Origin of the sequence: Kitasatospora paranensis (assembly GCF_039544005.1) — a bacterium.
GTDB classification, from domain to species: domain Bacteria; phylum Actinomycetota; class Actinomycetes; order Streptomycetales; family Streptomycetaceae; genus Kitasatospora; species Kitasatospora paranensis.
Map to the genome: position 1 here is coordinate 5,271,967 of NZ_BAABKV010000001.1, position 23,485 is coordinate 5,295,451.

At 73.7% G+C, this 23,485-nt stretch carries 19 protein-coding genes, 2 pseudogenes and 1 riboswitch; of the genes and pseudogenes, 14 read left to right on the forward strand and 7 right to left on the reverse strand.

Features of this window, described 5'->3' with window-relative positions:
- Nucleotides 1-18: 18 nt before the first annotated feature.
- Nucleotides 19-2,409 carry a ribonucleoside-diphosphate reductase subunit alpha gene (locus tag ABEB13_RS25385; RefSeq protein ID WP_380230335.1) on the reverse strand — a complete coding sequence of 797 codons (2,391 nt, stop codon included), beginning with the start codon at nt 2,407-2,409 and terminating at the stop codon, nt 19-21.
- Between the two features lie 200 nt (nt 2,410-2,609).
- Nucleotides 2,610-2,741: riboswitch (cobalamin riboswitch) on the reverse strand.
- Between the two features lie 383 nt (nt 2,742-3,124).
- On the opposite strand from ABEB13_RS25385, the gene ABEB13_RS25390 reads away from it, so the two are divergent.
- The 12 genes from ABEB13_RS25390 to ABEB13_RS25445 all read left to right on the forward strand — a co-directional run bounded on the left by ABEB13_RS25390 (nt 3,125) and on the right by ABEB13_RS25445 (nt 14,054).
- Complete coding sequence (locus ABEB13_RS25390) at nt 3,125-3,409, forward strand: hypothetical protein (protein WP_345707331.1); 285 nt, start codon at nt 3,125-3,127, stop codon at nt 3,407-3,409.
- The gene (locus ABEB13_RS25395) at nt 3,358-4,029 is read left to right on the forward strand and encodes a LamG domain-containing protein (protein WP_345707332.1); all 672 of its coding nucleotides are present in this window, start codon (nt 3,358-3,360) and stop codon (nt 4,027-4,029) included. Before ABEB13_RS25390 ends, ABEB13_RS25395 begins: the two co-directional genes overlap by 52 nt.
- Before the next feature lie 351 nt (nt 4,030-4,380).
- The gene (locus ABEB13_RS25400; protein WP_345707333.1) at nt 4,381-5,130 is read left to right on the forward strand and encodes a glycosyltransferase family 2 protein; all 750 of its coding nucleotides are present in this window, start codon (nt 4,381-4,383) and stop codon (nt 5,128-5,130) included.
- A 171-nt stretch (nt 5,131-5,301) separates the two neighbouring features.
- Complete coding sequence (locus tag ABEB13_RS25405) at nt 5,302-5,658, forward strand: hypothetical protein (RefSeq protein WP_345707334.1); 357 nt, start codon at nt 5,302-5,304, stop codon at nt 5,656-5,658.
- 47 nt (nt 5,659-5,705) lie between these two features.
- Nucleotides 5,706-6,794 carry a glycosyltransferase family 4 protein gene (locus ABEB13_RS25410; protein ID WP_345707335.1) on the forward strand — a complete coding sequence of 363 codons (1,089 nt, stop codon included), beginning with the start codon at nt 5,706-5,708 and terminating at the stop codon, nt 6,792-6,794.
- Entirely contained in the window at nt 6,791-9,088 is a 2,298-nt protein-coding gene (locus ABEB13_RS25415; RefSeq protein WP_345707336.1) for a DUF2206 domain-containing protein, read from the forward strand. Before ABEB13_RS25410 ends, ABEB13_RS25415 begins: the two co-directional genes overlap by 4 nt.
- Entirely contained in the window at nt 9,085-9,210 is a 126-nt protein-coding gene (locus ABEB13_RS25420) for a hypothetical protein (protein ID WP_345707337.1), read from the forward strand. Before ABEB13_RS25415 ends, ABEB13_RS25420 begins: the two co-directional genes overlap by 4 nt.
- Entirely contained in the window at nt 9,207-10,226 is a 1,020-nt protein-coding gene (locus ABEB13_RS25425) for a glycosyltransferase family 4 protein (RefSeq protein WP_345707338.1), read from the forward strand. Before ABEB13_RS25420 ends, ABEB13_RS25425 begins: the two co-directional genes overlap by 4 nt.
- A gap of 99 nt (nt 10,227-10,325) precedes the next feature.
- Complete coding sequence (locus ABEB13_RS25430) at nt 10,326-11,612, forward strand: lipopolysaccharide biosynthesis protein (protein WP_345707339.1); 1,287 nt, start codon at nt 10,326-10,328, stop codon at nt 11,610-11,612.
- Nucleotides 11,609-12,904, forward strand: a complete 1,296-nt coding sequence (locus ABEB13_RS25435; protein ID WP_345707340.1) for a polysaccharide pyruvyl transferase family protein — start codon at nt 11,609-11,611, stop codon at nt 12,902-12,904. The genes ABEB13_RS25430 and ABEB13_RS25435 overlap by 4 nt, the downstream gene beginning before the upstream one ends.
- A complete protein-coding gene (locus tag ABEB13_RS25440) occupies nt 12,904-13,572 on the forward strand; it encodes a glycosyltransferase family 4 protein (RefSeq protein WP_345707341.1) in 669 nt (222 codons plus the stop codon). Before ABEB13_RS25435 ends, ABEB13_RS25440 begins: the two co-directional genes overlap by 1 nt.
- On the forward strand, nt 13,533-14,054 hold the full coding sequence (locus tag ABEB13_RS25445) for a glycosyltransferase family 4 protein (protein WP_345707342.1): 522 nt from the start codon (nt 13,533-13,535) through the stop codon (nt 14,052-14,054). Before ABEB13_RS25440 ends, ABEB13_RS25445 begins: the two co-directional genes overlap by 40 nt.
- Before the next feature lie 21 nt (nt 14,055-14,075).
- Here the strand turns inward: ABEB13_RS25445 and ABEB13_RS25450 are convergent, their stop codons facing one another.
- Both ABEB13_RS25450 and ABEB13_RS25455 read right to left on the reverse strand, forming a co-directional pair.
- A complete protein-coding gene (locus ABEB13_RS25450; protein WP_345709819.1) occupies nt 14,076-15,281 on the reverse strand; it encodes a cellulase family glycosylhydrolase in 1,206 nt (401 codons plus the stop codon).
- A 46-nt stretch (nt 15,282-15,327) separates the two neighbouring features.
- Entirely contained in the window at nt 15,328-15,822 is a 495-nt protein-coding gene (locus ABEB13_RS25455; RefSeq protein WP_345707343.1) for a GNAT family N-acetyltransferase, read from the reverse strand.
- 308 nt (nt 15,823-16,130) lie between these two features.
- On the opposite strand from ABEB13_RS25455, the gene ABEB13_RS25460 reads away from it, so the two are divergent.
- Together ABEB13_RS25460 and ABEB13_RS25465 are read left to right on the forward strand one after the other, a co-directional pair.
- A complete protein-coding gene (locus tag ABEB13_RS25460; RefSeq protein ID WP_345707344.1) occupies nt 16,131-17,099 on the forward strand; it encodes a helix-turn-helix domain-containing protein in 969 nt (322 codons plus the stop codon).
- Between the two features lie 105 nt (nt 17,100-17,204).
- Nucleotides 17,205-18,453, forward strand: a pseudogene (locus tag ABEB13_RS25465) (polysaccharide deacetylase family protein).
- 21 nt (nt 18,454-18,474) lie between these two features.
- On the opposite strand, the gene ABEB13_RS25470 reads toward ABEB13_RS25465, so the two are convergent.
- The 4 genes and pseudogenes from ABEB13_RS25470 to ABEB13_RS25485 form a co-directional block, all read right to left on the reverse strand.
- Nucleotides 18,475-20,370 (reverse strand): transglycosylase domain-containing protein, encoded by a 1,896-nt coding sequence (locus ABEB13_RS25470; RefSeq protein WP_345707345.1) that lies wholly within the window; start codon nt 20,368-20,370, stop codon nt 18,475-18,477.
- Nucleotides 20,371-20,531: 161 nt separating this feature from the next.
- Nucleotides 20,532-21,281 carry a histidine phosphatase family protein gene (locus ABEB13_RS25475; RefSeq protein WP_345707346.1) on the reverse strand — a complete coding sequence of 250 codons (750 nt, stop codon included), beginning with the start codon at nt 21,279-21,281 and terminating at the stop codon, nt 20,532-20,534.
- A 152-nt stretch (nt 21,282-21,433) separates the two neighbouring features.
- Nucleotides 21,434-23,059, reverse strand: coding sequence for a monocarboxylate uptake permease MctP (gene mctP, locus ABEB13_RS25480; RefSeq protein ID WP_345707347.1), 1,626 nt, complete (start codon nt 23,057-23,059; stop codon nt 21,434-21,436).
- A gap of 37 nt (nt 23,060-23,096) precedes the next feature.
- Nucleotides 23,097-23,324, reverse strand: a pseudogene (locus tag ABEB13_RS25485) (DUF3311 domain-containing protein); the annotation flags it as partial.
- Nucleotides 23,325-23,485 lie beyond the last annotated feature (161 nt).

The following is a 23,485-nucleotide window of genomic DNA, read 5'->3' on the forward strand; positions in this document are numbered from 1 at the left end:
CGGCGTCGGTCGGGGAGCTCACTGGCAGGCCTCGCAGGACTCGGGGTTCTCCAGGGAGCAGGCGATGGCGTCCTGCTCCTCCTGGCTCATGGTCGGCGCGGGGACCGGCACCGCGGTGGCGGTCCGGGCGCCGGTGGCGGCCTGGGCGATCCGGGTGGCCGGGCGCGAGCGCAGGTAGTAGGTGGTCTTCAGGCCGACCTTCCAGGCGTACGCGTACATCGAGCTGAGCTTGCCGATGGTGGGCGCGGCCATGAAGAGGTTCAGCGACTGGCTCTGGTCGATGTACGGCATGCGGGCCGCGGCCAGGTCGATCAGCGCGCGCTGCGGCAGCTCCCAGGCCGTGCGGTACAGCGAGCGGACCTCGACGGGCAGCCAGTTGAGCTCCTGCACCGAGCCGTTGGCCTCGCGCAGGGCGTCCCGGGTCTGCTGGTCCCAGACGCCGAGCGCCTTCAGCTCGCGCACCAGGTACGGGTTGACCTGGAGGAACTCACCGGAGAGGGTCTCGCGCTTGAACAGGTTGGACACCTGCGGCTCGATGCACTCGTACACGCCGGCGATCGAGGCGATGGTGGCGGTCGGCGCGATCGCCAGCAGCAGCGAGTTGCGCAGGCCGGTCTCCGCGATCCGGGCGCGCAGCGCCTCCCAGCGGCCGGTCCACTGCGGGGCGGCCGAGGCGAAGTGGTCGATGTGCAGCTCGCCGCGGGCGGCGCGGGTCTCGGCGTACGCCTCGTGGCGGCCGAACCGCTCGGCGAGGTCGGCGGAGCGCTCGTAGGCGGTGAGCATGATCCGCTCGGAGATCAGGGTGGAGAGGGCCTTCGCCTCGGCGGAGTCGAAGTCGATCCGCAGCTGGAAGAAGACGTCCTGCAGGCCCATGATGCCCAGGCCCACCGGGCGCCAGCGGGAGTTGGACGCACCGGCCTCGGTGGTCGGGTAGAAGTTGATGTCGATGACCCGGTCCAGGAAGGTCACGGCCGTGCGCACGGTGGCGTCCAGGCGCTCCCAGTCCATCGCACCCACCAGGTCGGCGGCGGTGGCGCCGGGCGCGACGTGGGCGCCGAGGTTCACCGAGCCGAGGTTGCAGACGGCCGTCTCGGAGTCGTCGGTGACCTCCAGGATCTCCGTGCACAGGTTGGAGGAGTGCACGGTGCGGCCGGGCAGCGCGGTCTGGTTGGCGGCCCGGTTGGAGGCGTCCTTGAAGGTCATCCAGCCGTTGCCGGTCTGCGCGAGGGTGCGCATCATCCGGGCGTACAGGGTCTGCGCCGGGATGGTGCGGACGGCCTTGCCGGCCAGCTCGGCCTTGAGGTACGCCTCGTCGAAGTCGGCGCCCCACAGGTCGACCAGCTCGGGCACGTCGGCGGGGGAGAACAGCGACCAGTCCTGGTTCGCGTTGACCCGGCGCATGAACTCGTCCGGGATCCAGTGCGCGAGGTTCAGGTTGTGGGTACGGCGGGCCTCCTCGCCGGTGTTGTCGCGCAGTTCGAGGAACTCCTCGATGTCCGCGTGCCAGGTCTCCAGGTAGACGCAGGCCGCGCCCTTGCGGCGGCCGCCCTGGTTGACCGCGGCGACCGAGGAGTCGAGGGTGCGCAGGAACGGCACGATGCCGTTGGACTTGCCGTTGGTGCCGCGGATGAGCGAACCGCGCGAGCGGATCCGGGAGTAGGACAGGCCGATGCCGCCGGCGTGCTTGGACAGCCGGGCGATCTGCGCGTACCGGTTGTAGATCGAGTCGAGGTTGTCCAGCGGCGAGTCCAGCAGGTAGCAGGAGGACATCTGCGGGTGCTTGGTGCCGGAGTTGAAGAGCGTCGGAGAGGACGTCAGGTACTCCAGACGGCTCATCAGCCGGTACAGCTCGGCGACCTCGGCCACCGACTGCTCGCTGTCGCCGACCGCCAGGCCGGCGGCGACGCGCAGCAGGAAGTGCTGCGGGGTCTCCACGACCTTGCGGGTGATCGGGTGGCGCAGCAGGTAGCGGGACTGGACGGTGCGCAGGCCGAAGTACTCGAACCGGTCGTCGCCCTGAGGGTCGAGCAGCGAGTCGAACAGGGCCGCGTGCCGGGCCACGAGGGCGGCGGTGGCATCGCCGATCAGGCCTTCGGCGTGGCCGACGGCGATCGAGGCGGCGAAGGAGACCGCCCCCTGCGAGACGGCCTCGTCCTGGATCTCCAGGGCGAGCAGCCGGGCCGCGAGCTTCGAGTACTGGGGGTCCTCGGCGATCATCGACGCGGCGGCCTCCACGGCCAGCCCGCGCAGCTCGGCGAAGTCCGAGCCGGCGTGGCGTCCGCGCAGCGCGGCGGCGGCGACGTGACCGGGGTCCACCTGGGGGAGGTCGGTGCTGCGGTCGGTGAGCAGCCGGAGCAACGCCGCACCGGGGTCGTTCCGGGCGGAGTCGGCGAGACCCTGGGAGGGCAGGGTGACTGAGGCAGCGACGGTCAAGGCGCACTCTCTCCTGTGGCGGCAGCGGTCGGGGCACCTCCCGGCTGGGGAGGCCGCCCGGGCCGGCGCGGCAGGGGAGGACGGCACGCCCGATCGTGATCGGGGCGCGCACCGCCCACCCGGCCCACCCGCGAGGCCCGGACGTACAGCTGTGCTTCATGGCCTCTGCGGGGAAGCCCTGTGGCACACGGTCGGCAGGTCCTCGGACTGTGCGGGCCCCGGCGTAGGGGAGCCTGCTCACCGTTGCGGGGCAGTCCCGGACTTCCACCGGATTCCCCTGCGTCGACAGCGAGAGTGAGCATACATGTTGTGGTGTCTCGTTGATGTACCCCCATATCTTGTGCACGGAGCGTGTCGCGTCCGTGTCGCGTCCGTGGCGCGGGCTGCCCGGAGGACCACGTTCCGCGCATCCGTCCCGCCCCCGACCTGCCCGTCCTGCTCACGGAATGGTCACCACCCGGGACCCTCGTGGGCGCCATGGCCTACGATCTCAGCTCATGAGCGACGGAACGGGAGCACCGCCCGGCTGGAATGGTCAGCCCGCATCCCAGGGGGGCCGTCCGGTACCCCCGAGGGTCAGGCGACGCAGGGTGGTCAGCCCTTCCCGCCGCAGGCCGGATTCGGCCCGCCGACGTTCCCTTCGCAGGCGACCCCGCCCCCGTGGCAGACGCAGCCGTCCGCCGGTTCCGCGATGCCGGACTGGGAGGCGCTCGCCGAGCGGCACGAGGCCAGGTCCCGCAAGCGCAAGCTGATGTGGACCGGCGGCATCGTGCTCGCGGCGGTCGTGCTCGGCGGTGCCGTCGGCACGGTCGTGGTCGGCGGCATGCACCACGGCCCGACCCCCGGCCCGACGGCCAGCGGCAGCAGTGCGGCCTCCCCCGCCCGTCCGGGTCCGGCGCCTCCGCGGCGGCCAACTCGCCCACCGTGGCCGGGCAGCCGGAGCTGCTCGCCGACCGCTCCGGGCAGTCGAACATAGCCATGGGGCCGGACGCGCAGCTGAGCGAGGTCCAGGGCGGCTGGGCGCTGCGGCTGCGCAGCAACGGCAACTCCTTCGCGCAGTCCGCCAACCAGGTCGTGGACGTCACCAAGAGCTTCTCCATCTCCGCCTGGGTCTACAACGAGGCTCCCGGCGGCTCCCGTTCGGCGATCAGTGAGGGCGACGGGGTCTCGTACTCCTTCGACCTGGCGCGGGACGACGCGAACGGCAAGCAGGCCTGGGTGTTCCGGGTCCAGACCAAGGACGGCGGCGCGGACGGCACGGTCGTCACCGCCACCGCCCCCACCACCCTGGCGACGGTCGGTCAGTGGGCGCTGCTCACCGGCGTGTACGACGCCGACCAGAAGGCCGTCACGCTCTACGTCAACGGGGCGTCGGCCGCCACCGAGAAGGTCGGCGGCGGCATCTGGGCCGGTCCGGGCCCGCTGCAGCTCGGCCGCAGCCGGCACCACGGCATCTGGGGCGGCAGCTGGGCCGGCGTCATCGGCCGCATCCTGGTCTGGGACAAGGCGCTGAATCCCACGCAGGTCGCCAGCCTCAAGGGCGGCGGCACCGGTCTGAGTGCCAAGCCCAGCGGCTCCTGGCTGGTCGGCGGCTGACGGTCCGTCCACTCCGCCGCCGGCCCCGCGAAGCCGGCGGTGTGGCCCCGCACACATCTGGCGTTGTGTCACAGCCATGCCCAGTATGAAAAGATGACGCCCGTTGGAACGGGGAAGCGACCGTCGGCTATCGTCGGGTCGCATCGGGTTGCGGTGTCGGCCGAACATGGTCGGCCGCGGCCCCGGGGGATCGGGTGTTCGACGCGTGAGGGGTCGACGGGCCATGGCCTGTGACCAACCCGGGCCGTCCGTACCGCACTGAACGTGCCGTCCCGATGCCCGCCCCCGGTCCTGCCGTTCGCCGCACGGGGGTGTGCGGCCACACGCAGCAGCTTTCAGGGGGAAGAGAGCGTGAACACTCTGTCCATCGTCATTCCCGCACTCAACGAGGCGTCAAACCTCCCGGCGGTGATGGGCACGGTGCCGGTGGCGGAGCTTGCCGCAGCCGGCTGGCGGACGGAGGTCGTGGTGGTCGACAACGCCTCCACCGACGACACCGCCGCGGTCGCCCACGCACTGGGTGCCCGGGTCGTCCACCAGCCCGAGCGCGGCTACGGGAACGCCTACCTGGCGGGCTTCGACGTCGCCACCGGCGACGTCATAGCCACCGGCGACGCGGACTGCACCTACCCGTTCGACGCCCTCCCGGACCTGTTGCGCACTCTGGTCGACCAGGACGTCGAGTTCATGACGACGGATCGGCTGCACCGCACCAACCGGCGCGCCATGAAGGCCTCGCACTTCGTGGCCAACCACGCCCTCAGCGCGCTGAGCCGTACGCTCTTCCGCAACGGCCTGCGGGACTCCCAGTCCGGCATGTGGATCTTCCGGCGCTACATCTGGGACGGCCTGGACGTCCGGTCGGCCGGCATGGCGTTCTCCCAGGAGATCAAGAACGCCGCGACCACGGCCGGGTACCGGTTCATGGAGGTCCCCATCGAGTACCGGACCCGCGGCGGCGAGGTGAAGCTGAACGCCCTGCCCGACGGCATGGCCAACCTCCGGCAGCTGTTCAACCACCGCTTCCGCCGCCAGGGCGGCCGCGGCGAGGCAGGCATCCCCGCCCAGAAGCAGCGCAGCGAGCGGTACGAGGCGGTATGAGCACCCGCTCCGACAGCCCCCGCGGGAGGCCGACGAGGAGACCGGTCCCGAGCCGCCCGGGCGGCCCGACCCCGGCCGCCGCCGGCGGCGCCCCGGGCCCCGCGCCGGCGGCTGTTCGCCCCGGTCCTGGCCGGCTGTCTCGCGGCAGCGCTGGCCTGGACGCTCTGGACGGTGCCCGCCACCCACGAGATCCTGCTGGACTCCTTCACCGAGCGCCCGCAGACCTACGCCGAGCTGTTCTTCACCGGCCCGCCCGGATTCGAGGGCTCCACCGTGGTCGTCCCGGTCGCGGTGACCGACCACGGCGAGGGCGCCAAGGGCTACCAGGTCAGGGTCAGCCTCGAATCCCCCTCCGGCCAGATCCTCGCCGCCTCGACCACCGACCTGAAGGCCCGCTACGGCGCCCCGGTGAAGATGGTCGCCCGCCTGCAGACCAACGCCGACGTGGCCCTGGTCAGGGTGGCCCTGGTCGGCCGCCCGCAGAGCCTGTACTTCCGCTTCGGGAAGTCGCAGACCCCCCATGCCTGAGGCCGCCGCATGAACTCCCGACGAGACGTCCCCGCCCTGGAAGCCTGATGCGCACGATCCTGCAGGTCACGCCCTACTACCCGCCCCACCTCGGCGGCCTCGAACGCGTCGTGGAGAACCTCTCCGTCGAGCTGGCCCGGCGCCACCGCGTCCGCGTCGTCACCACCGTCCTCGGCGCCGGCGGCGCCCCGCGGCGCACCGAGGGGCCGCTCGCCGTGCGCCGGCACCGGGCCGTCGAGGTCGCGCACACCGCCCTGGCCCCCGGACTGCCGCTCTCCCTGCTGCGCGCGCCGCGCGACGCCGTGCTGCACCTGCACTGCGCACACGCCCTGATGCCGGAACTCGTCGCCCTGGCCGCGCGGCTGCGCCGGCGCCGGTTCGTCCTCCACTTCCACCTCGACGTGGACGCCTCCGGCCCGGTGGGCCGGCTGCTGCCCCTCTACAAGAAGCACGTCCTGGCCCGGGTGATGCGGGCCGCCGCCGCCGTGATCGTGCTGACCGAGGAGCAGGGCGCCTTCGTCCGCGACGCCTACCGGGTGCCCGCCGGCCGCGTCCACGTGGTGCCCAACGGCGTCTCCGGCCGCTACTTCATGCCGGAACGCAGCCCCGGGCAGGGCCCGCTGCGGCTGCTCTACGTCGGCCGGCTCAGCGCCCAGAAGAACGTCGCACGGCTCCTGGACGCGATGAGCCTGGTCCGGCGGCCCGTCCGGCTGCGGATCGTCGGCGACGGCGAACTCCGGCCCCGGCTGGAGGAACAGGCCCGCCGCCTCGGGCTCGACGGCGTCGAGTTCACCGGCGGCCTGCTCGGCGACGACCTGGTCGACGCGTACGCCGGCGCCGACGCCTTCGTCCTGCCCTCGGACCGGGAGGGCATGCCGCTGGTCCTGCTGGAGGCGATGGCCGCCGCCCTGCCGGTGCTGGCCACCGACGTGCCGGGCAACCGCGAACTCGTCGGCGCCACCGGGCTGCTGGCCGCGCCCGAGCCCGCCGCGCTGGCCGCCGGGATCGACCGGCTCGCCGCCGACCCCGGGCTGCGGCGGGAGCTGTCCCGGGCCAGCGCCCGGGCCGCCGCCGGCCACGCCTGGGAGACGGTCGCCGCCCGGGTCGAGGCCGTCTACGCCGAGGCCGGCGTATGACCCCGCGCTCCCTGCTGCGCGGCCGGCCCGCCGTCCTGCTCGGCAGTTCCCTCGCCTGCGTGCTGGAGACGCTGCCCGGGCTGCCCGCGCCGCTGCTCGCCGTCGCCGGTCTCTGGCTCCTGATCGGTGCGCCGGTCGCCGTCTGGCGCGGCACCGCCGCGAAGGTGGTCTCCACCCGGGACGCCGCCCTGATGGTCGCCGTCGGCTTCGCCGTCGCCACCGACCTCGTGATCGCGCTCGGCGTCAACACCGTGCTGCCGCTGGCCGGCGCCGCCCACCCGCTGACCCGGATCAACCTGGCCGGTGCCACCGCGATGGCGCTGTCCGTGCTCGGCGCCTTCCTCCCGGAGGAGGCGGCGCCCGCGGCCCGCCGCCCCGGGCTGCCGCGCGGCGCCCTGCCCGTCGGCGCCCTCGCCGCCCTCGCCCTGGTGCTGTCCGTCGCCGGCCCGATCCGCCTGAACAACGGCCTCAGCGGCACGGTCAGCACCGTGGCCCTGGTCGCCGTCGCCGCGCTGCTGCTCCTGCTGCTGGCCCGCCGCCGCCGGTACTCCGTCCCGCTCCTGGAGGGCGGCCTGTACGTCGCGGCCGCCGCCCTGCTCCTGCTGAACTCGCTGCGCGGCTGGGGCATCGCCGGCCACGACATCCAGCGCGAGTACGAGTACTTCCGGCTGACCCTCGGCGGATCGCTGTGGAACGTCGGGCTCTACCCCGACGCGTACAACGCCTGCCTGAGCATCACCCTGCTGCCGGTCAGCGTCGTCCGGCTCACCGGCATCCCCGGCCTGTACGTCTTCAAGGTCGTCCTGCCGCTGCTGTTCGCGCTGACCCCGGTGCTCGTGCACCGGTCGGTGCGCAACGTCGCCCCGCAGTTCGTGGCGCTGCTGTCGGCCGTCTACTTCCTGCTCTTCCCGACCTTCTTCACCGACATGACCTTCCTCGGCCGCCAGGAGATCGCCTTCCTGCTGCTGGGCTGCGTCACCACGGTGCTGACCGACGCCGGACGCCCCGCCCGCGCGCGGCGGTGGGCCGTCCTCGCCCTGCTGGCCGGCTGCGTCCTGTCGCACTACTCGACCACCTACGTGGTGGTCGCCACCCTCGGCGCCGGCTACGCCGTCGAACTGCTGTGGCGCCTCGCCGGCCGGCTGGGCCGCCCGCGGACCAGGCGCCGCAACCGGGTCGCGGCGACCGGCTCCCTGGTCACCTGGTGGCTGGTGCTCGTCCCGGCCGTCCTCGCCGTGGTGTGGGCCGGCCCCGTCACCCACACCAGCGTCCAGCTGAAGAGCACGCTCGGCATCGTCGCCCAGGAGATCCTGCACCCCGGCCGGGCCCAGGGCGGCTCCTCCGACACCTCGTACAGCCTCCTCGGCGGGGCCAAGGCGAGCCCGCAGCAGCGCCTCGACACCTACCGCTCCGAGAGCGTCACGGCGACCGCCGCGCAGCGCGCCGCCGGCGACTACCTGACCCTGCCGAGCGTCGACGGCTACCCGACACCGGTCGTCGGCCAGGAGGACCAGCCGCTTACCGGCCTCGGCCGCCTCCTGGACGGGCTCGGCGTCGGGGTCGCCGGCCTCAACGGGCTGCTCCGGCAGGCCGCCGCGCTGCTCCTCCAGATCCTGGTGCTGGTGGGGTTCGGCGCCGTGCTGCGCGCCCGCCGGCACTCCTTCCGCCCGCTGCGCGACCAGGTGACGCTCACCGTCGGCGCGCTCACCATGGTCGTCCTGTTCACCCTGCTGCCCCAGCTGTCGGTGGACTACAGCGTGCTGCGCGCCTTCCAGCAGGGGCTGTTCTTCTTCGCGCCGTTCCTCGCGGCCGGCACGCTCTGGCTGCTGCGCTGGGCCGGCCGCCGCACCGTACCGCTCGCCTGCGTGCTGGCGACGGCCCTGTTCCTCGACCTGACCGGCGTGGTGCCCAAAGTCCTCGGCGGCTACCCGGCGCAGCTCCAGCTGAGCAACTCCGGCCGCTCGTACGACATCTACTACCCGCACGCCGAGGAGCAGATGGCGGTGTACTGGCTGGAGCAGCAGATCGCCGGCGACAAGCGGCAGCTGCTGCAGACCGACCGGTACACCTTCAGCCGGCTGCAGACCCTCATCACCGGCCCCGCCCAGGCGGACATCTACCCGACCGTGATGCGGCCCAACTCGTACGTGCTGCTCGGCACCACCACCGTCCGCAAGGGCGAGGTGACCGTGTTCTACCGCGGCGACCTCATCACCTACCGGTACCCGACCGCGCTGCTGAGCGCCACCAAGAACCGGATCTACAGCAGCGAGGGAGTCGTGATCTACCGATGAGCACGCCGGCACGGCCGACCCGGGTCCTGATGGTCTGCCACTACTACCCGCCGCACCTCGGCGGGATCGAGAACGTCGCCCGCCAGGAGGCCGTCACCTCGCCGCCACCGGCGCCGAGGTGACCGTGCTGACCAGCGCCGACCGCTCCGACGTCCGCGACGAGGACGGCGTGCGCGTGGTGCGGATCGCCGCCTGGAACGGCATCGAGCGGGCCGGGGTGCCCTTCCCGGTGCTGTCGCCGCGACTGCTGGCCGCCGCCCTGCGCGGCGCCCGCCGCGCCGACGTCGTGCACATCCACGACTGCCTGTACCTGACCTCCTGGGCGGCCGGCCTGGCCGCCGTGCTGACCCGCACCCCGCACGTGCTCACCCAGCACGTGGCGATGGTCGAGCACCCGTCCCCGCTGGTGCGCGGCGTGCAACGCGCCGTCTACGCGGTGGCCGGCCGCGGCCTGCTGCGCCGGGCCCGCCGGGTGCTGACCCTCAACGCCTCGGTGGCGGGGTTCGTCGCCGCCCACGGCGCCCGCCCCGACCGCACCCGGCACCTCGCCAACGGCGTCGACACCGCGCTCTTCCGGCCCGCCGCCTCGCCCGCCGAGCGCGCCGCGGCCCGCAGCCGCCTCGGCCTGCCTGCCGACCGCGTCCTCGCCCTCTTCGCGGGCCGGCTCGTCCCCAAGAAGGGCTGTGACCTGCTGCTCGCCGCGCACCGCCCCGAGGACGGCTACGACCTCGTCCTCGCCGGCGACGGCGACAGCGCGCCGCTGGCCGGGCGCACCGGCGTCCACCACCTCGGCACCCTGACCCCCGAGGACCTCGCGGACGCCTACCGCGCCTGCGACCTCTTCGTGCTGCCCTCCACCGCCGAGGGATTCCCGCTCACCGTCCAGGAGGCGATGGCCTCCGGGCTGCCCGTGGTCACCACCGACGACCCCGGCTACGCCCCCTACGGCCTCGACCGCGGCCTCGTCCGGCTGCTGCCCCGGGACGCGGCCGCCCTGCGCACCGCCCTCGCCGACCTGACCGCCGACCCGGGCCTGCGCGCGCGCATGGCAGAGTACTCCCGGCAGTACGCCGCGACCGCGTTCTCGTGGCCCGAGCACACCGCTGCCCTGCTGGACCACTACCGGGAGAGAGGATGAGGGCACCCCTCGACCGCACCGCCGCCGGCGGCCGCCGCCCGGCGCACCCGCACGTCCGTGGGTAGGCGCCGCGGGAGGCACGCCCGGCCGCCGGACCAGGTGTACCGCAGCTCGTTCTTCCTGCTGGCGTCCTCGGTGACCACCGCCGCCCTCGGCTTCCTGTTCTGGGTCGTCGTCGCACGCTTCTACTCGCCCGAACAGGTCGGCCTGGCCACCTCGCTGATCTCCGCGACCTCGCTGCTCGCCTACCTCAGCATGTTCGGGCTCAACAGCACCCTGGTGCGCTTCCCGGCGCCCGCGCCCGCCCGCAACGCCCAGCTCACCCAGGCCGTCGTCCTGGTGGCCGCCGCCTCCGCCGCCGCGGCGCTGCTCTACCTCGGCGGGCTGCCGCTGTACGCGCCCAAACTGCTCTTCGTCCGCGAGCACCCGCTGACCGCGGCCGCCTTCGTGCTGTTCTGCGTCTGTGCGGCCGTCAACACCCTGACCGACTCGGTGTTCATCAGCGCCAGGCTGCCGCAGCTCAACGTGCTCGTCGACGGCGTGATCCAGGGCCTGGTCAAGCTCGCCCTGCCCGTCCTGCTGGTCGCCTTCGGCCCGTCCGGCATCGTCGGCTCGACCGGCGGCGGCTACATCGTCGCCGTGCTCGCCTCCCTGGTGCTGATGCGCCGTCGGATCGGCTTCCGCTTCGACCTGCGCACCCGCGGCACCCGGCTGCGCGAACAGCTCGGCTACTCCGTGGCGAGCTACACCTCCAGCCTGCTCAACCTGCTGCCGCTGATGGTCGTCCCGCTGATCGTGCTGGCCCGCCTCGGCACGGCCGCGGCCGGCTACTACTACGTCGCCTTCCAGATCGCGAGCATGCTGCACGCCGTCTCCGGGGCGGTCGGCGAGGCGCTGTTCGCCGAGGTCTCCTCCGACGAGTCGCGCTTCGGCGAACTGCTCCGCCGCTCCGCGACGATCATCGCCGCCGTGCAGATCCCGGCCGTGCTCGTCGTCGCCCTCGGCAGCACCCTGCTGCTGCGCATCTTCGGCGGCTCCTACGCCGACCGCGGCCACGGACTGCTCACCGTGCTGGCGGTCGGCGCCCTGGCCGTCGCCCTCAACACCTGGGCCAGCTTCGCCCTCAAGCTGGCCCGCAGCATGACCCACCTCATCCTCAGCAACGTCCTGTTCGCCGTCGTGACCATCGGTCTGACCGCGCTCTGGGCACCGCGCGGGCTGATCTGGGTCGGCCTGGCCTGGGGCACCGGCAACCTCACCTCCGGTCTGTACGCCGCCGCCGCCCTGCTCACCCGCAGGCCGACGCCGCCGGCGCGGACGGGCGCACCGGCGCGCATCGTCCACCAGACACCCCACACCGCACCGATCGAGGGACACCGTCGATGAGAATCGTCGTCGTCAACGCCTACGTCCGCGGCAACGCGGGCGACGCCGCACTGCTCTCCGTCTGCCTGCGGCACGTCCGCGAGGCCTTCCCGCAGGCCCGGATCGCCGTCGCCGGCATGGAGGACGCCGCAGCCCACCCCGACTTCGAGGGCGTGCCCAACCTCGGCTCGATCCGCCGCCACGTCGCGGACGGCGACGTCTCGATGCTCCGCCGGATCGGCCGCAAGCTGCTGGTCGCCCCGCTCGCCGTCACCGCCCTGCTGCTGCCCGGGCCGGCCCGCCGGGCGCTGCTGCGGCTGCTGCCCGCCGAGGCCCGCCGGGAGGCCGAGGCGGTGGCCGGCGCCGACCTGGTGGTCTCGATGGGCGGCGGCTACCTCAACGCCCGCCCCGGCCTGACCGGCCACCAGAACGTCCTCTTCGTCCTCCTGCCCGCACTGATCGCCCAGCGGGCCGGTGTCCCGGTGGTGTTCGCGCCCCAGTCGTTCGGCCCGTTCCCGGCCCGCGCCCAGCGCCGCCTGGTCGCCGCCGTGCTCCGCCGATCGCCGCTGGTCCTCGCCCGCGAGGCCCTCAGCGCCGACCAGCTGGCCGCCTGCGGCCTGCCCGCCGCCCGGATCGGCCGGGCCGTGGACTCCGGCTTCGCCTTCGCCCCCGCCGAACGCCCCGACTGGCGGGCCCGGCTCGGGGTCGGCCCGGACGTGCCGCTGCTCGGCCTCACCGCCCGCCGCTGGCTCGACCCGGCCGGCCAGGACGCCTACGAGCGCGCCCTCGCCGAGGTCGTGGACCGGATCCAGGCCCGCGGCCTGCGGGTCGTCCTGATCCCCCAGGTCAGCACCGGCTACCTGGGCGACGACGACGTCGTCGTCGAACGCCGGATCGCCGCGCACTGCCGCACCGCGCCGCTCGCCGTCGAGGAGGACGCCGACTACCGCGCCCTGCACGCGCTGTACGGCGAGTGCACGCTGCTCATCGGCACCCGCTTCCACTCGGTGATCTTCGCGCTCACCAGCGGCGTCCCCTGCGCGGCCATCGGGTACGAGCACAAGACCGCCGGGATCATGGCCGAACTCGGACTCGGGGACTGGGTGGTGCCGATCGAGGAGGTCACCGCCGAGCGGCTGTGGGCCCTGGTCGAGCCACTGCTCGGCCCGGCCGCCGACGACTACCGAGCGCTGCTCGCCCAGCGCATGCCCGGCTACGTCGCCGAGGCGGAGCGGCTGCCCGCCCTGCTGCGCGAGGCCGTCGGGCACCGCGCGGCGACGGCGTCCGACGGCGCCCTGGAGGCGGTCCGCTGATGGCACACCCCCACGGCCCGCAGCCGGGCCGGCGCACCGTCGCCGTCGTCGCCCCCTACTACCCGCCCAAGGTCGGCGGCGTCGAGCACTACGCCGCCCGGGTGGCGCGGGCCGTCGCGGACGCCCCCGGTCTGCGGGCCGTCGTCCTCACCACCTCCGGCGGCCTGCGCACCCGGGTCGGCACCGAGGACGGCGTCCTGGTCGTCCGGCTGGGCACCTGGCTGCGGCTGTCGAACACCCCGCTGAGCCCGCTCTGGCCGCTGCAGCTGCGCCGCTGGCTGCGCCGCACCGGTGCGGAGGTGGTCAACGCGCACAGCCCCGTTCCCGGGCTCGCCGACCTCGCCGTCGCGGTCGCCGGCCGGCGCCGCACCGTCCTGACGTACCACGCCGGTTCGATGCACAAGGGCGAGCCGGGCAGCGGCGCCGCGGACCGCCTGATCGGCCTGTACGAGCGACACGTGCTGCCGCGCGTGCTGCGCCGCGCCCGGCACCTGGTGGCGGTCTCCCCGGTCTCGCTGGCGGCCGGCCGGCCGCACGCCGTGGAGATCAGCCCCGGTGTCGACCTGGAGCGGTTCACCCCGGGGCACCCGCCTCGCAGCGGCCGCGCACCGTCGCCTACGTCGGCCGGATGGACCGCTCCTCCGCCTGGAAGGGCGTGGACGTGCTGATCCGCGCGTTCGCCCGGCTGCCGGAGGCGGGCGGCGCCCGGCTGCGGCTGGTCGGCGGCGGGGACGCCGTCCCCGACCACCTGGCGCTGGCCGCCGGGCTGGGGATCGCGCACCGCGTCGACGCGGTGGGCGAGCTGACCGGTGCCGCGCTGGTGGCGGAGCTCCGTACGGCGGCCGTCGCCGTCCTGCCGTCGCGGACGGAGGCCGAGTCCTTCGGGATGGCCCTCGTCGAGGCGATGGCCTGTGCCACGCCGGTGGTCGGGTCGGCCGTCGGCGGCATCCCCGGGGTCGTCGTGGACGGGGTGACGGGCCTGCTGGTGCCGCCGGGCGACCCGGTGGCGCTGGCGGAGGCCTGCGGTCGGCTGCTGGGCGACGGCGCGCTGGCCGACCGGCTCGGCGCGGCCGGCCGGCGCCGCGCCGAGGAGCACTACGACTGGCGGCGGCTGACCGACCGCTACCTCGACCTGTTCCGGGCGCCGTAGGGCCGGGCCGACGAGCCCCGGCTACGGCGTCTGCGGGCGCCGGTAGTAGGCGGCGACGGCGTCCTTGAATGCCTGGAAGGCGGGCTTGCGCGAGCCGTCGTAGCGCCGCAGGCCGTAGAAGAGCGAACGCCGCTGCTTGTCCTTGGCGGTGCCGGCGTCCTGCTCGGCGAACCAGAACACCGCGGTGACGTGCGGGTTGGCGGCCGCCGCGGGGATGGTGTCGCTGGCGATGTCGGCCTGGAAGCCCTCCGTCACGTGCGAGGCGTCCGGCGGGATCGTCCGGCCGTCCGCCGCGCCGCCCGGCCCGTTGGTGGGCGCGCCCGTCTCGGTGATCCAGATCGGCATGTTCGGCGTGCCGTACTTGTCGAGGACGGCGACGAGGTTGTCCCTGGCGCTGCTGATCTCCTCCATCGCCGTGCCGAAGTCCGTCTTGGCGCTGGGCAGATGGGGATAGGTGTACGGGTGGTAGCTGAGCGCGTCCACCAGCTTGTTGCCGCCCAGCTTGCACACCTGCTCCAGGAACTCGGTGTGCGAGACGTACGCCTGCTGCGGGTTGGTCGCCACCGCGGCGAGGCCGCCCATCAGCAGGTACGCCTTCGGGTCGGCGCCGCGCAGCGCCTTGGAGGTGACGGTGAGCAGCTGGGTGTAGGCGGCGGCGTCCGGCTTGGGCGCCCAGAACGGGATGTTCGGCTCGTTCCAGATCTCCCAGACGTGGATGCCCTGCGGGGCGTAGCGCTGGGCGGCGTCCCGGGCGAAGCCCGCGAACACCTCGGGGTGCGCGGGCGGGCAGGACGGGTCGTCGGTGCAGCCGGCCTTGCGGGCCCAGCCGGGGGTGTAGCCGATGGTGGGCAGCACCTCCAGCTTGCGCGCGTGGGCGGCCTTGACGACCCGGTCGAACCGCTTCCACACGTAGCTCTTCGGACTGTCCGGCTGGATGTTGTTCCAGGACAGGTCGACCCGGATCCACTTGGCGCCGAGCTCCACCGCGTCGTCCAGGCCGATCGCGAGGTCCTGGTCGGACTTCCAGGTGAGGGTGTCGCCGAAGGCGATGCCGATCCGCAGCTGCTTGCCGTTCTGCGGCGCGGTGGGGAGGGCGCTGCCGAGGCCACCGTGGCCTCGGCGGACGCCGAGGAGGACGACCGGGCGAACAGACTGGCCGTCACCGTCGCCACGAGTGAGACGACGAAGGCCAGCACCGCCACCAACAGCCGTTGCCGCCCCATCGATTGCATCCCCATGGGGGACAGCCTAGGCCAGTGCTCCCGGCGGCCCGTCAGAAGGTCAGCGTGTACACCATCAGCCGGGTGCCCGGCACGGGCTCCCAGTCCCGTGCGGGGGTGCGGCGGAAGCCGAGCCGCTCGTACACGCGGTGGGCGGCGTCCATCTCCGGGCGGGTGGAGAACGCCATTCCGGCCAGGCCCAGGGCGCGGCTGCGGTCCATGGCGGCGCCGACCAGGGCCGCGCCCACGCCGCGTCCGCGGGCGGCCCGGCCCACCGCGAGCATCCGGATCTCGCCCTCGTCGGGCCGGGCGATGTCGGCCCAGGCGGTGCCGCCGGCGGCGAAGGTCACGCAGCCGAGCACGCGCTCGTCGACGGCGTCGACCGCGACGAGGAGTTCGGCCTCCGTGCTGCGGCGGCGGGTGTCGCGCAGGAGCCGGGAGTACGGGCCGTCCGGGAGGCTGTAGCCGTCGCCGACGTAGACCTCGACCGAGAGGGCTCCGGCGGGTTCGAGGTCGCGTTCGAGGGCAGGGCGGATGACGACGTCCATCCGGCCAGTCTGCCGCCCCCGGCGGCCGCGGCGGCGGGCGGGGTGCCGTGCAGCCGGTCGGGCAGCGCCGGGTCCGCGGGGTAGCCGCCGGACCGGTGCCAGTTGTCGCGGCCGTGCCGTGAGGTGCGGTCGAGGTCACGTCCGACCAGGGCGCCGAGCAGGCCGAAGCCGCCGACGAGGCCGGACACCAGAAGGACGTCTGCGAGCACGGTGGAGGTCATGTCCCCACTGTCGCGGGGCGGCCGCCCCGGAACGAGTGGCAGGAATGCCCACTTGCCTCGAATTCCTGCCAGGGGCATGCTGGGGTCATGCTGAAGAACGTGGTGGCCGTGGTGCTGGAGGACGTGCACCCCTTCGAACTCGGCGTCGCCTGCGAGGTGTTCGGGCTCGACCGGAGCGAGGAGGGGCTGCCGGTCTACGACTTCGCGCTCGCCTCCGACCGCCCCGGCCCCAAGCGCACCCACGCCGGCTTCACCGTCGACGCCCCCTACGGGCCCGACCGGCTCGCCGGCGCCGACCTGATCGTCGTCACCGCCACCGGGCTGCGCGACACGTACCCGCCGGAGCTCGTCCGGGCGCTGCGGGAGGCCGTCGAGGGCGGCGCCCGGGCCCTGTCGATCTGCAGCGGCAGCTTCCTGCTCGGCGCCGCCGGGCTGCTGGACGGCCGCCGCTCCACCACGCACTGGCGGCACGCCGCCGAGATGGCCCGCCGCTTCCCGCTCACCACCGTCGAACCGGACGTGCTGTACGTCGACGCCGACCCCGTCATCACCTCGGCCGGCACCGCCGCCGGCATCGACGCCTGCCTGCACCTGGTGCGCAAGGTGCAGGGCGCCGAGGTCGCCCGGGCCATCGCCCGCCGGATGGTGGTCGCCCCGCACCGGGACGGCGGCCAGGCCCAGTTCGTCGACCGCCCGCTGCCGGAGCCCGGCGCCGACTCGCTCGCCGCCGTGCTCGACTGGATGCGCCACCACCTGGACGAGGACAGCACCGTCGAACGCCTCGCCGCGCTCGCCCACATGGCGCCGCGGACCTTCGCCCGCCGCTTCCAGCAGGAGACCGGCACCACCCCGCACCGCTGGCTCGTCGGCCAGCGGCTGCTGCTCGCCCAGCGGCTGCTGGAGGGCACCGACGAGCCGGTCGACGCGGTCGCCGCCCGCTGCGGCTTCGGCAACGCGGCCACCCTGCGCCACCACTTCGCGCGCCGGCTCGGCACCACCCCGCAGGCCTACCGCCGGGCCTTCGCCTGCCCCGAGGAGGTCCGGGCGCGGCCCTGATCCGCGCGCCCGTGCAACCTGACCGACCGTCATCGCGTCCTTGTACGAAGGGATGGAACCACCGGCGGCCGGACGGACGGCCGCCGCTCGGGGGAACGGGGCACGATGAGGGTCACTCGCCGCACCGCAGCCGTGCTCGCGGCCACCACGGCCGCCGCCGTCGCGCTGGTCCTCGTCCCCGAGTGGCACGGCGACCCGGCCGCGGCACCGGTGCCGTCCGCGGCCACCGCGCCGCCCGGCACCGCCGCCCGCCCGGCGCCGGCCCCCTCCGCCTCGCCGAGCTGGGACGGCAAGGTCCGGCTGATCGGCGACGGCTCCACCTCCGACACCGGGCCCCAGCCGAACCGGCCGAAGGCCGAGAAGCTGAAGCCGGGGGAGAAGCCGCCGCAGTTCGTGGTCTTCTCCTGGGACGGCGCGCTGGAGAACGACGACCACCTGTTCTCGCACTTCCGCCAGGTCGCCAAGGACAACGGCGCCCACATGACCTACTTCCTGAGCGGCATCTACCTGCTGCCCAAGTCCCGGCACATGCTCTACCGGCCGCCGCAGCACCCGGTCGGCACCGCCGACATCTCCTTTCCCACCGACGCCCACCTGCGGGCGACCCTGGAGCAGGTCCGGCAGGCCTGGCTGGACGGGAGCGAGATCGGCACCCACTTCAACGGGCACTTCTGCGGCGCCAAGGGCGGCGGCGACTGGAGCACCGAGGAGTGGCGCAGCGAACTGGAGCAGGCCCGCTCGTTCGTGACGGACTGGAAGACGAACACCGGCCTCACCGACGTCCCCGCGCTGCCGTTCGACTACGGCAAGGCGCTCGTCGGCGGCCGCGCCCTGCCTGGAGGGCCAGCCCCGTCTCCTGCCCGCCGAGAAGGCGGCCGGCTTCCGGTACGACGCCAGCTCGCCCGGCGAGTTCCAGGTCTGGCCGTCGAAGCGGGGCGGCATCTGGAACTTCCCGCTCCAGCTGGTGCCGTACCCCGACAAGCCCGTCCAGGTGCTGTCCATGGACTTCAACTTCCTGGCCAACCAGTCCGGCGACAGCGTGGCGGGCGACCCGAAGAAGTACGCCGGGTGGGAGAAGCAGACCCGGGAGGGCTACCTCAACGGCTTCGAGCGGGTCTACAACGGCAGCCGGGCGCCGCTGTTCGTCGGCAACCACTTCGAGACCTGGAACGGCGGCATCTACATGCAGGCCGTCGAGGACGTCGTGAAGAGCGTCTGCCACCGCGACGGCGTGCGCTGCGTCTCCTTCGAGGAGCTCGCCGACTGGCTGGACGCCCAGGACCCGAAGGTGCTGGAGCGGCTCCGCGGCCTGGACCCGGGCCAGCCCGCCGACTGGGCCCAGCTGGTCCGGTAGCGGGCCGGGCCGCGCCGCGGACTAGTGGGCGGCGGCCTTGGTGTAGGCCGCCCAGATCCGGGTGGGGAACGCCGAGACCGGGGTGGCCGCGTCGGTGCCGCCGAGCCCGTCCAGCGGGGACAGCTGCAGGGTCTTCGGGTCCATCCGGAAGACGGTGACCGCGGTGGCCACCCGGCCGCTGTGGCCGACGAACCAGCCGGCCGTGCGGTCCGCCGTGGTGCCGGTCTTGCCGGCCGCGTCCGGGGCGGCCCCGGCGGCGTCGCGGCCGGTGCCCTCGCGGACGGCCGCCCCGAGCGCGTCGTCGACCTCCGCGGCGACCGCCGGGTCCAGCACCTGCGCGGACTCCGGCCGCTCCACCGCCACCGGCGCGCCGCCCAGGGTCACCCGGTCCACCGACCACGGGTCGGTGTGCCGGCCGCGGTCGGCGAAGGCGGTGAACGCGGACGCCATCCGGACGGCGCTCGGCCGGGAGTTGCCCAGCGGGAAGGCCGGCACCAGCTCGCCCATGCTGTCCGGCAGCAGCCCCAGCGCGGCGGCGGTGTCCCGCACCCCCTCCAGGCCCACGTCCATGCCGAGCTGCATCATCGGCCCGTTCACCGACTGCACCACCGCCGTCCGCAGGCTGACGCGGCCCCAGCTCCTGCCGTTGTCGTTGACCGCCTTCGCGATCCGCCCGTCCCGGCGCCAGTACGGCCCCTCCGGGGTGGTCAGCACCACGCCGTCGTCGCCGTCGTACCGGGTGGAGGAGTGGACGGGGGTGCGCCTGCCGCCGCGCTCGCGCTGCACACCCTGGCCGAGCCCCGCGGCGTACACCAGCGGGGTGAACGCGGTGCCGACCGGCACGTTCGAGGTGTTGGCGTCGTCGAAGCCCTGCTCGAGGTAGTCGGGGCCGCCGTACAGGGCGACGATCCGGCCGTCGGCGGCGACCGAGGCGGCGCCGAGGTGGACGTGCCGGTCGGCGTCGCGCCCGGCCGGGTCGAGGGCCGGCCCGGCGTCCTTCACGGCGGCGCCCAGCGCCGCCGTCCGGGCGCGGTCGAAGGTGGTGCGGATCTGGTAGCCGCCCAGGTCGAACCGGGCCGGCGTGACGTCCGAGTGGCTCTCCAGGTACGTCCTGGCCAGGTCCACCAGGTAGCCGACCTGGCCGCCGAGTCCCACGACGGCGGGCGGCTCGACGGGCTCCGGGAAGACCGTGTACGTGGCCCGTTCGGCGGCCGTCAGGTGCCCGGTGGCGACCATCCGGTCCAGGATCCACGACCACCGCTGGACGGCGCGGGTGCGGTTCTCCGGGCCGAGCGTCGGGTCGAACAGGCCCGCGCCCTTCAGCAGCGCGGCCAGGAACGCGCCCTCGCTGGGGTTCAGCGCCGACACGTCCTTGCCGTAGTAGGCCGCGGCGGCCCGCTCGATCCCGTAGCTCCCCCGGCCGAACCAGCTGGTGTTGAGGTACCCGGCGAGGATGTCGTCCTTGGTCATCCGCCGGTCCAGCTTCATCGCGATGACGATCTCGCTGAGCTTGCGGGAGACGTCCTGATGCTGGTTCAGGTAGATGTTCTTGACGTACTGCTGGGTGATGGTCGAGCCGCCCTGGGTGTCACCGCCGGTCGCCATCCGCACCACGGCCCGGCCGATCCCGGTCGGCGAGACCCCGGGGTCGGAGTAGAACGTCTCGTTCTCGGCCGCCAGGACGGCGTACCGGACGGGCTCCGGGACCCGGCCGAGCGGGACCTCCTGCCGGTTGACCTGGCCGGTGCGCGCCATCTCCGTGCCGTCCGACCAGTAGAAGACGTTGTTCTGCTGGGTGGCGAAGGCGTTCAGGTCGTCGGGCACGTCCGTGACCTCCCAGAACCAGCCCACCGTGCCCGCCACCAGGGCGGTGCAGGCCAGCAGGCCGGTCAGGGCCTGCCGGCGGGTGGGCAGCACGCGGCGCAGGCGGCGCCGCACTCCCCGGGTGGTCGGGCAGCGTCGGACACCACGCACGTTTCCTGCTCCGATCCGTCGACGGGACGAACGTCCTCGAACGGGAGACGCACCGGAGGGGTCGTCAGGTGACAGGAGGGTGCTGTGAGCAGCGCCACACTCCGTCAGGTGAGATGGTCGACGGCGTTCCAGCCGTCCGGCAGCAGCCGCCCGCCGCCCGCCCGCCACAGGCTGGTCGAGCAGTTGCCGACCGGATCGAGGGCCATCAGCTGCGCCTCGTCCAGCCGGTCCAGGATGTGACGGAGCATCAGCACGGTGCAGTCGTGCGCCACCACCAGCACCGGCCGGCCCGCCTCCTCCTCGCAGAGGTCGCGCAGCACGCTGCGCACCCGCAGGGCGACGTCCAGCCAGGACTCGCCGCCGGGCGGCCGGTAGTACAGCTCGCCCATCCGGCGCCGGCGGGCGGCCTCGGCGGGGTGCTCCTTGTCGATCGCGGCGCGGGTGAGCATCTCCAGCACGCCGAGTTCTCTGTCCCGCAGCCGTTCGTCGTAGCGCACCGGCAGCCCGACCGGGACGGCGCCGAGCCCGGACGCCTGGGCGAGGGCGATCCGCGCGGTCTCGGCGGTGCGCACGTACGGCGAGCACCACAGGGCCCGCGGCCGGTCGGCCGGCGGCAGCGCGGCCCACCAGCGGCCGAGCGCCTGGGCCTGCGCCTGGCCGTGCATGGAGAGCGGGATGTCGGCGTCCCGGCTGGTGATCGGGACGGACAGGGCGCCGGTCTGCTCGGCGAGCCGGAACTCCACGTTGGCCACGGACTCCCCGTGCCGGGTGGCGATCAGGACGGAGGGCAGCGGGCGCCCCTCCTCGTGCGCGGTACCGCGGTGTCCGTTCAGGATGGTGCCGGCCTCTGCCATCGCCCGTCTCCCCGTTGCCGTCGTCTGCTGCCGGGCGGCCGCCCGGAAAGGATGATCGCGCCGCCCCCTCCAGTGTTGACGGAAGGGGCGGCGCGAGCACAGGGCGCACACGGGGCGGCCGAGTGCGCCCCCGGCCCCGTTGGGGCCTGCGGTCAGTGCGCCGCCGCGGGCTGCGGGGCGCCGTCCACGGCCGGGTCGCCGGCGTCCGCGGTGTAGTCCGCCCGGGCGGTCTCGTCGGGGCCCTCAGGGGCCTTGGCGGCCCGCAGGACGAGCGTGAGGACGACGGCCACCACCAGGTTCAGCACGAACGCGGTGAGGCCGATGTAGCCGATCTGGCCGATCACCGGGATCTCGGCCGAGCTGCCGCCGAAGTGCTTGGTGGCGGGCGAGGCCACCCCGTACGCCTTCCAGGTGCCGTACGCCATGCCGACGGCCCAGCCGGCCAGCAGCGCCCAGCGGTGGAACCACCGGGTGAACAGGCCGCCGACGATCGAGACGAAGGTCTGCAGGATCCACAGCCCGCCGAGCAGCTGGAGGTTGATCGCGAACTGCTTGTCCATGGTGAGCACGAAGGCCAGCGCGCCGACCTTCACCAGCAGCGAGGCGATCTTGGCGACCCGGGTCTCGTCGGCCGGGGTGGCCTCCGGGCGGATGAACGCCTTGTAGATGTTGCGGGTGAACAGGTTCGCCGCGGCGATCGACATGATCGCGGCGGGCACCAGCGCGCCGATGCCGATCGCGGCGAAGGCCACCCCGGTGAACCAGTCCGGGAACATGTTCTCGAACAGCTGCGGCACCGCGAGCTGCGCGTTGAAGCCCTTCACGCCCTTGCCGACCCCGGCCGCGATCGCCATGAAACCCAGCAGCGCGAGCAGGCCGAGCATCAGCGAGTACGCCGGCATGATCGCCATGTTGCGGCGCACCGTGTTGCGGGACTTCGACGCCAGCACACCGGTCACCGAGTGCGGGTACATGAACAGCGCCAGCGCCGAGCCCAGCGCCAGCGTCGCGTACGTCCAGTGCGCGTTCGGTCCGAGGACGAGCGAGCCGACCGGCTTGTGGGTGGCCGGGTTGACCGCGGAGAACTTCTGCGCCGCGCTGTCGAAGACGTGGCCGTAGCCGCCCAGACGCATCGGGATGTAGATCACCGCCACGATGATCACGATGTAGACCAGGGTGTCCTTGACGAAGGCGATGAGCGCCGGCGCCCGCAGGCCCGAGGAGTAGGTGTACGCCGCCAGCACGGCGAACGCCAGGAACAGTGGCAGGTCCTTCATGAACCAGTTCCCGGAGCCGCCGACGCCCAGCACGTCCAGCACCGCCTGGATGCCGACCAGCTGCAGGGCGATGTACGGCATGGTGGCCAGGATGCCGGTCAGCGCGACCGCCAGCGACAGCCCCTTGGATCCGTACCGGCCGCGCACGAAGTCCGCCGGGGTGACGTACCCGTGCACCCGGGAGACCGACCACAGCCGCGGCAGGAACAGGAAGACCAGCGGGTAGGCGATGATCGTGTACGGCACCGCGAAGAAGCCCGCCGCACCCGTGCCGTAGATCGCCGCGGGCACGGCCACGAAGGTGTACGCGGTGTACAGGTCGCCGCCCAGCAGGAACCAGGTCACCCAGGTGCCGAAGCTGCGGCCGCCCAGGCCCCACTCGTCCAGGTGCAGCGCGTTGTCCGCGCGGCGCCAGCGGGCGGCCATGAAGCCCATCACCGTGACCAGGACGAAGAACAGCACGAAGACCGCGAGCGCGGTCGCGTTGACGCCGGTGTGCATCACTGCCCACCCCCGCACGGGCGGCCTTGCGGGCCTTCTCGTCACGGTTGATCAGCAGGTAGGCGCCGACCGTGAACACGGCCGACACCGGCACCCACAGCAGCTGGTACCAGTAGAAGAACGGGACACCGCCGAGCGCGGGCGTCGCCTTGGTGTACGAGGACACCCAGAGTGTGGCGACGACCGGCACGAGCAGGCAGAGCCCGGCCAGGACGCGGGCGGGCGTGACCGCGGGCAGGGCGCCCGGGGGAGTTTCCGACGACATGTGTGCGGCTCCGGCTGAAGAGGTCTCACCTCAACGGCGCCGCAGCGCACATCGCTGTGCGCCCGCCGAGCAGCACCCTCGGTGATCGACAGGACGCAGCGAAATGTAGGGCACCGGGTGACCCGTGTCACTACATCCGGCCGAGATTCCCTCATACCGGG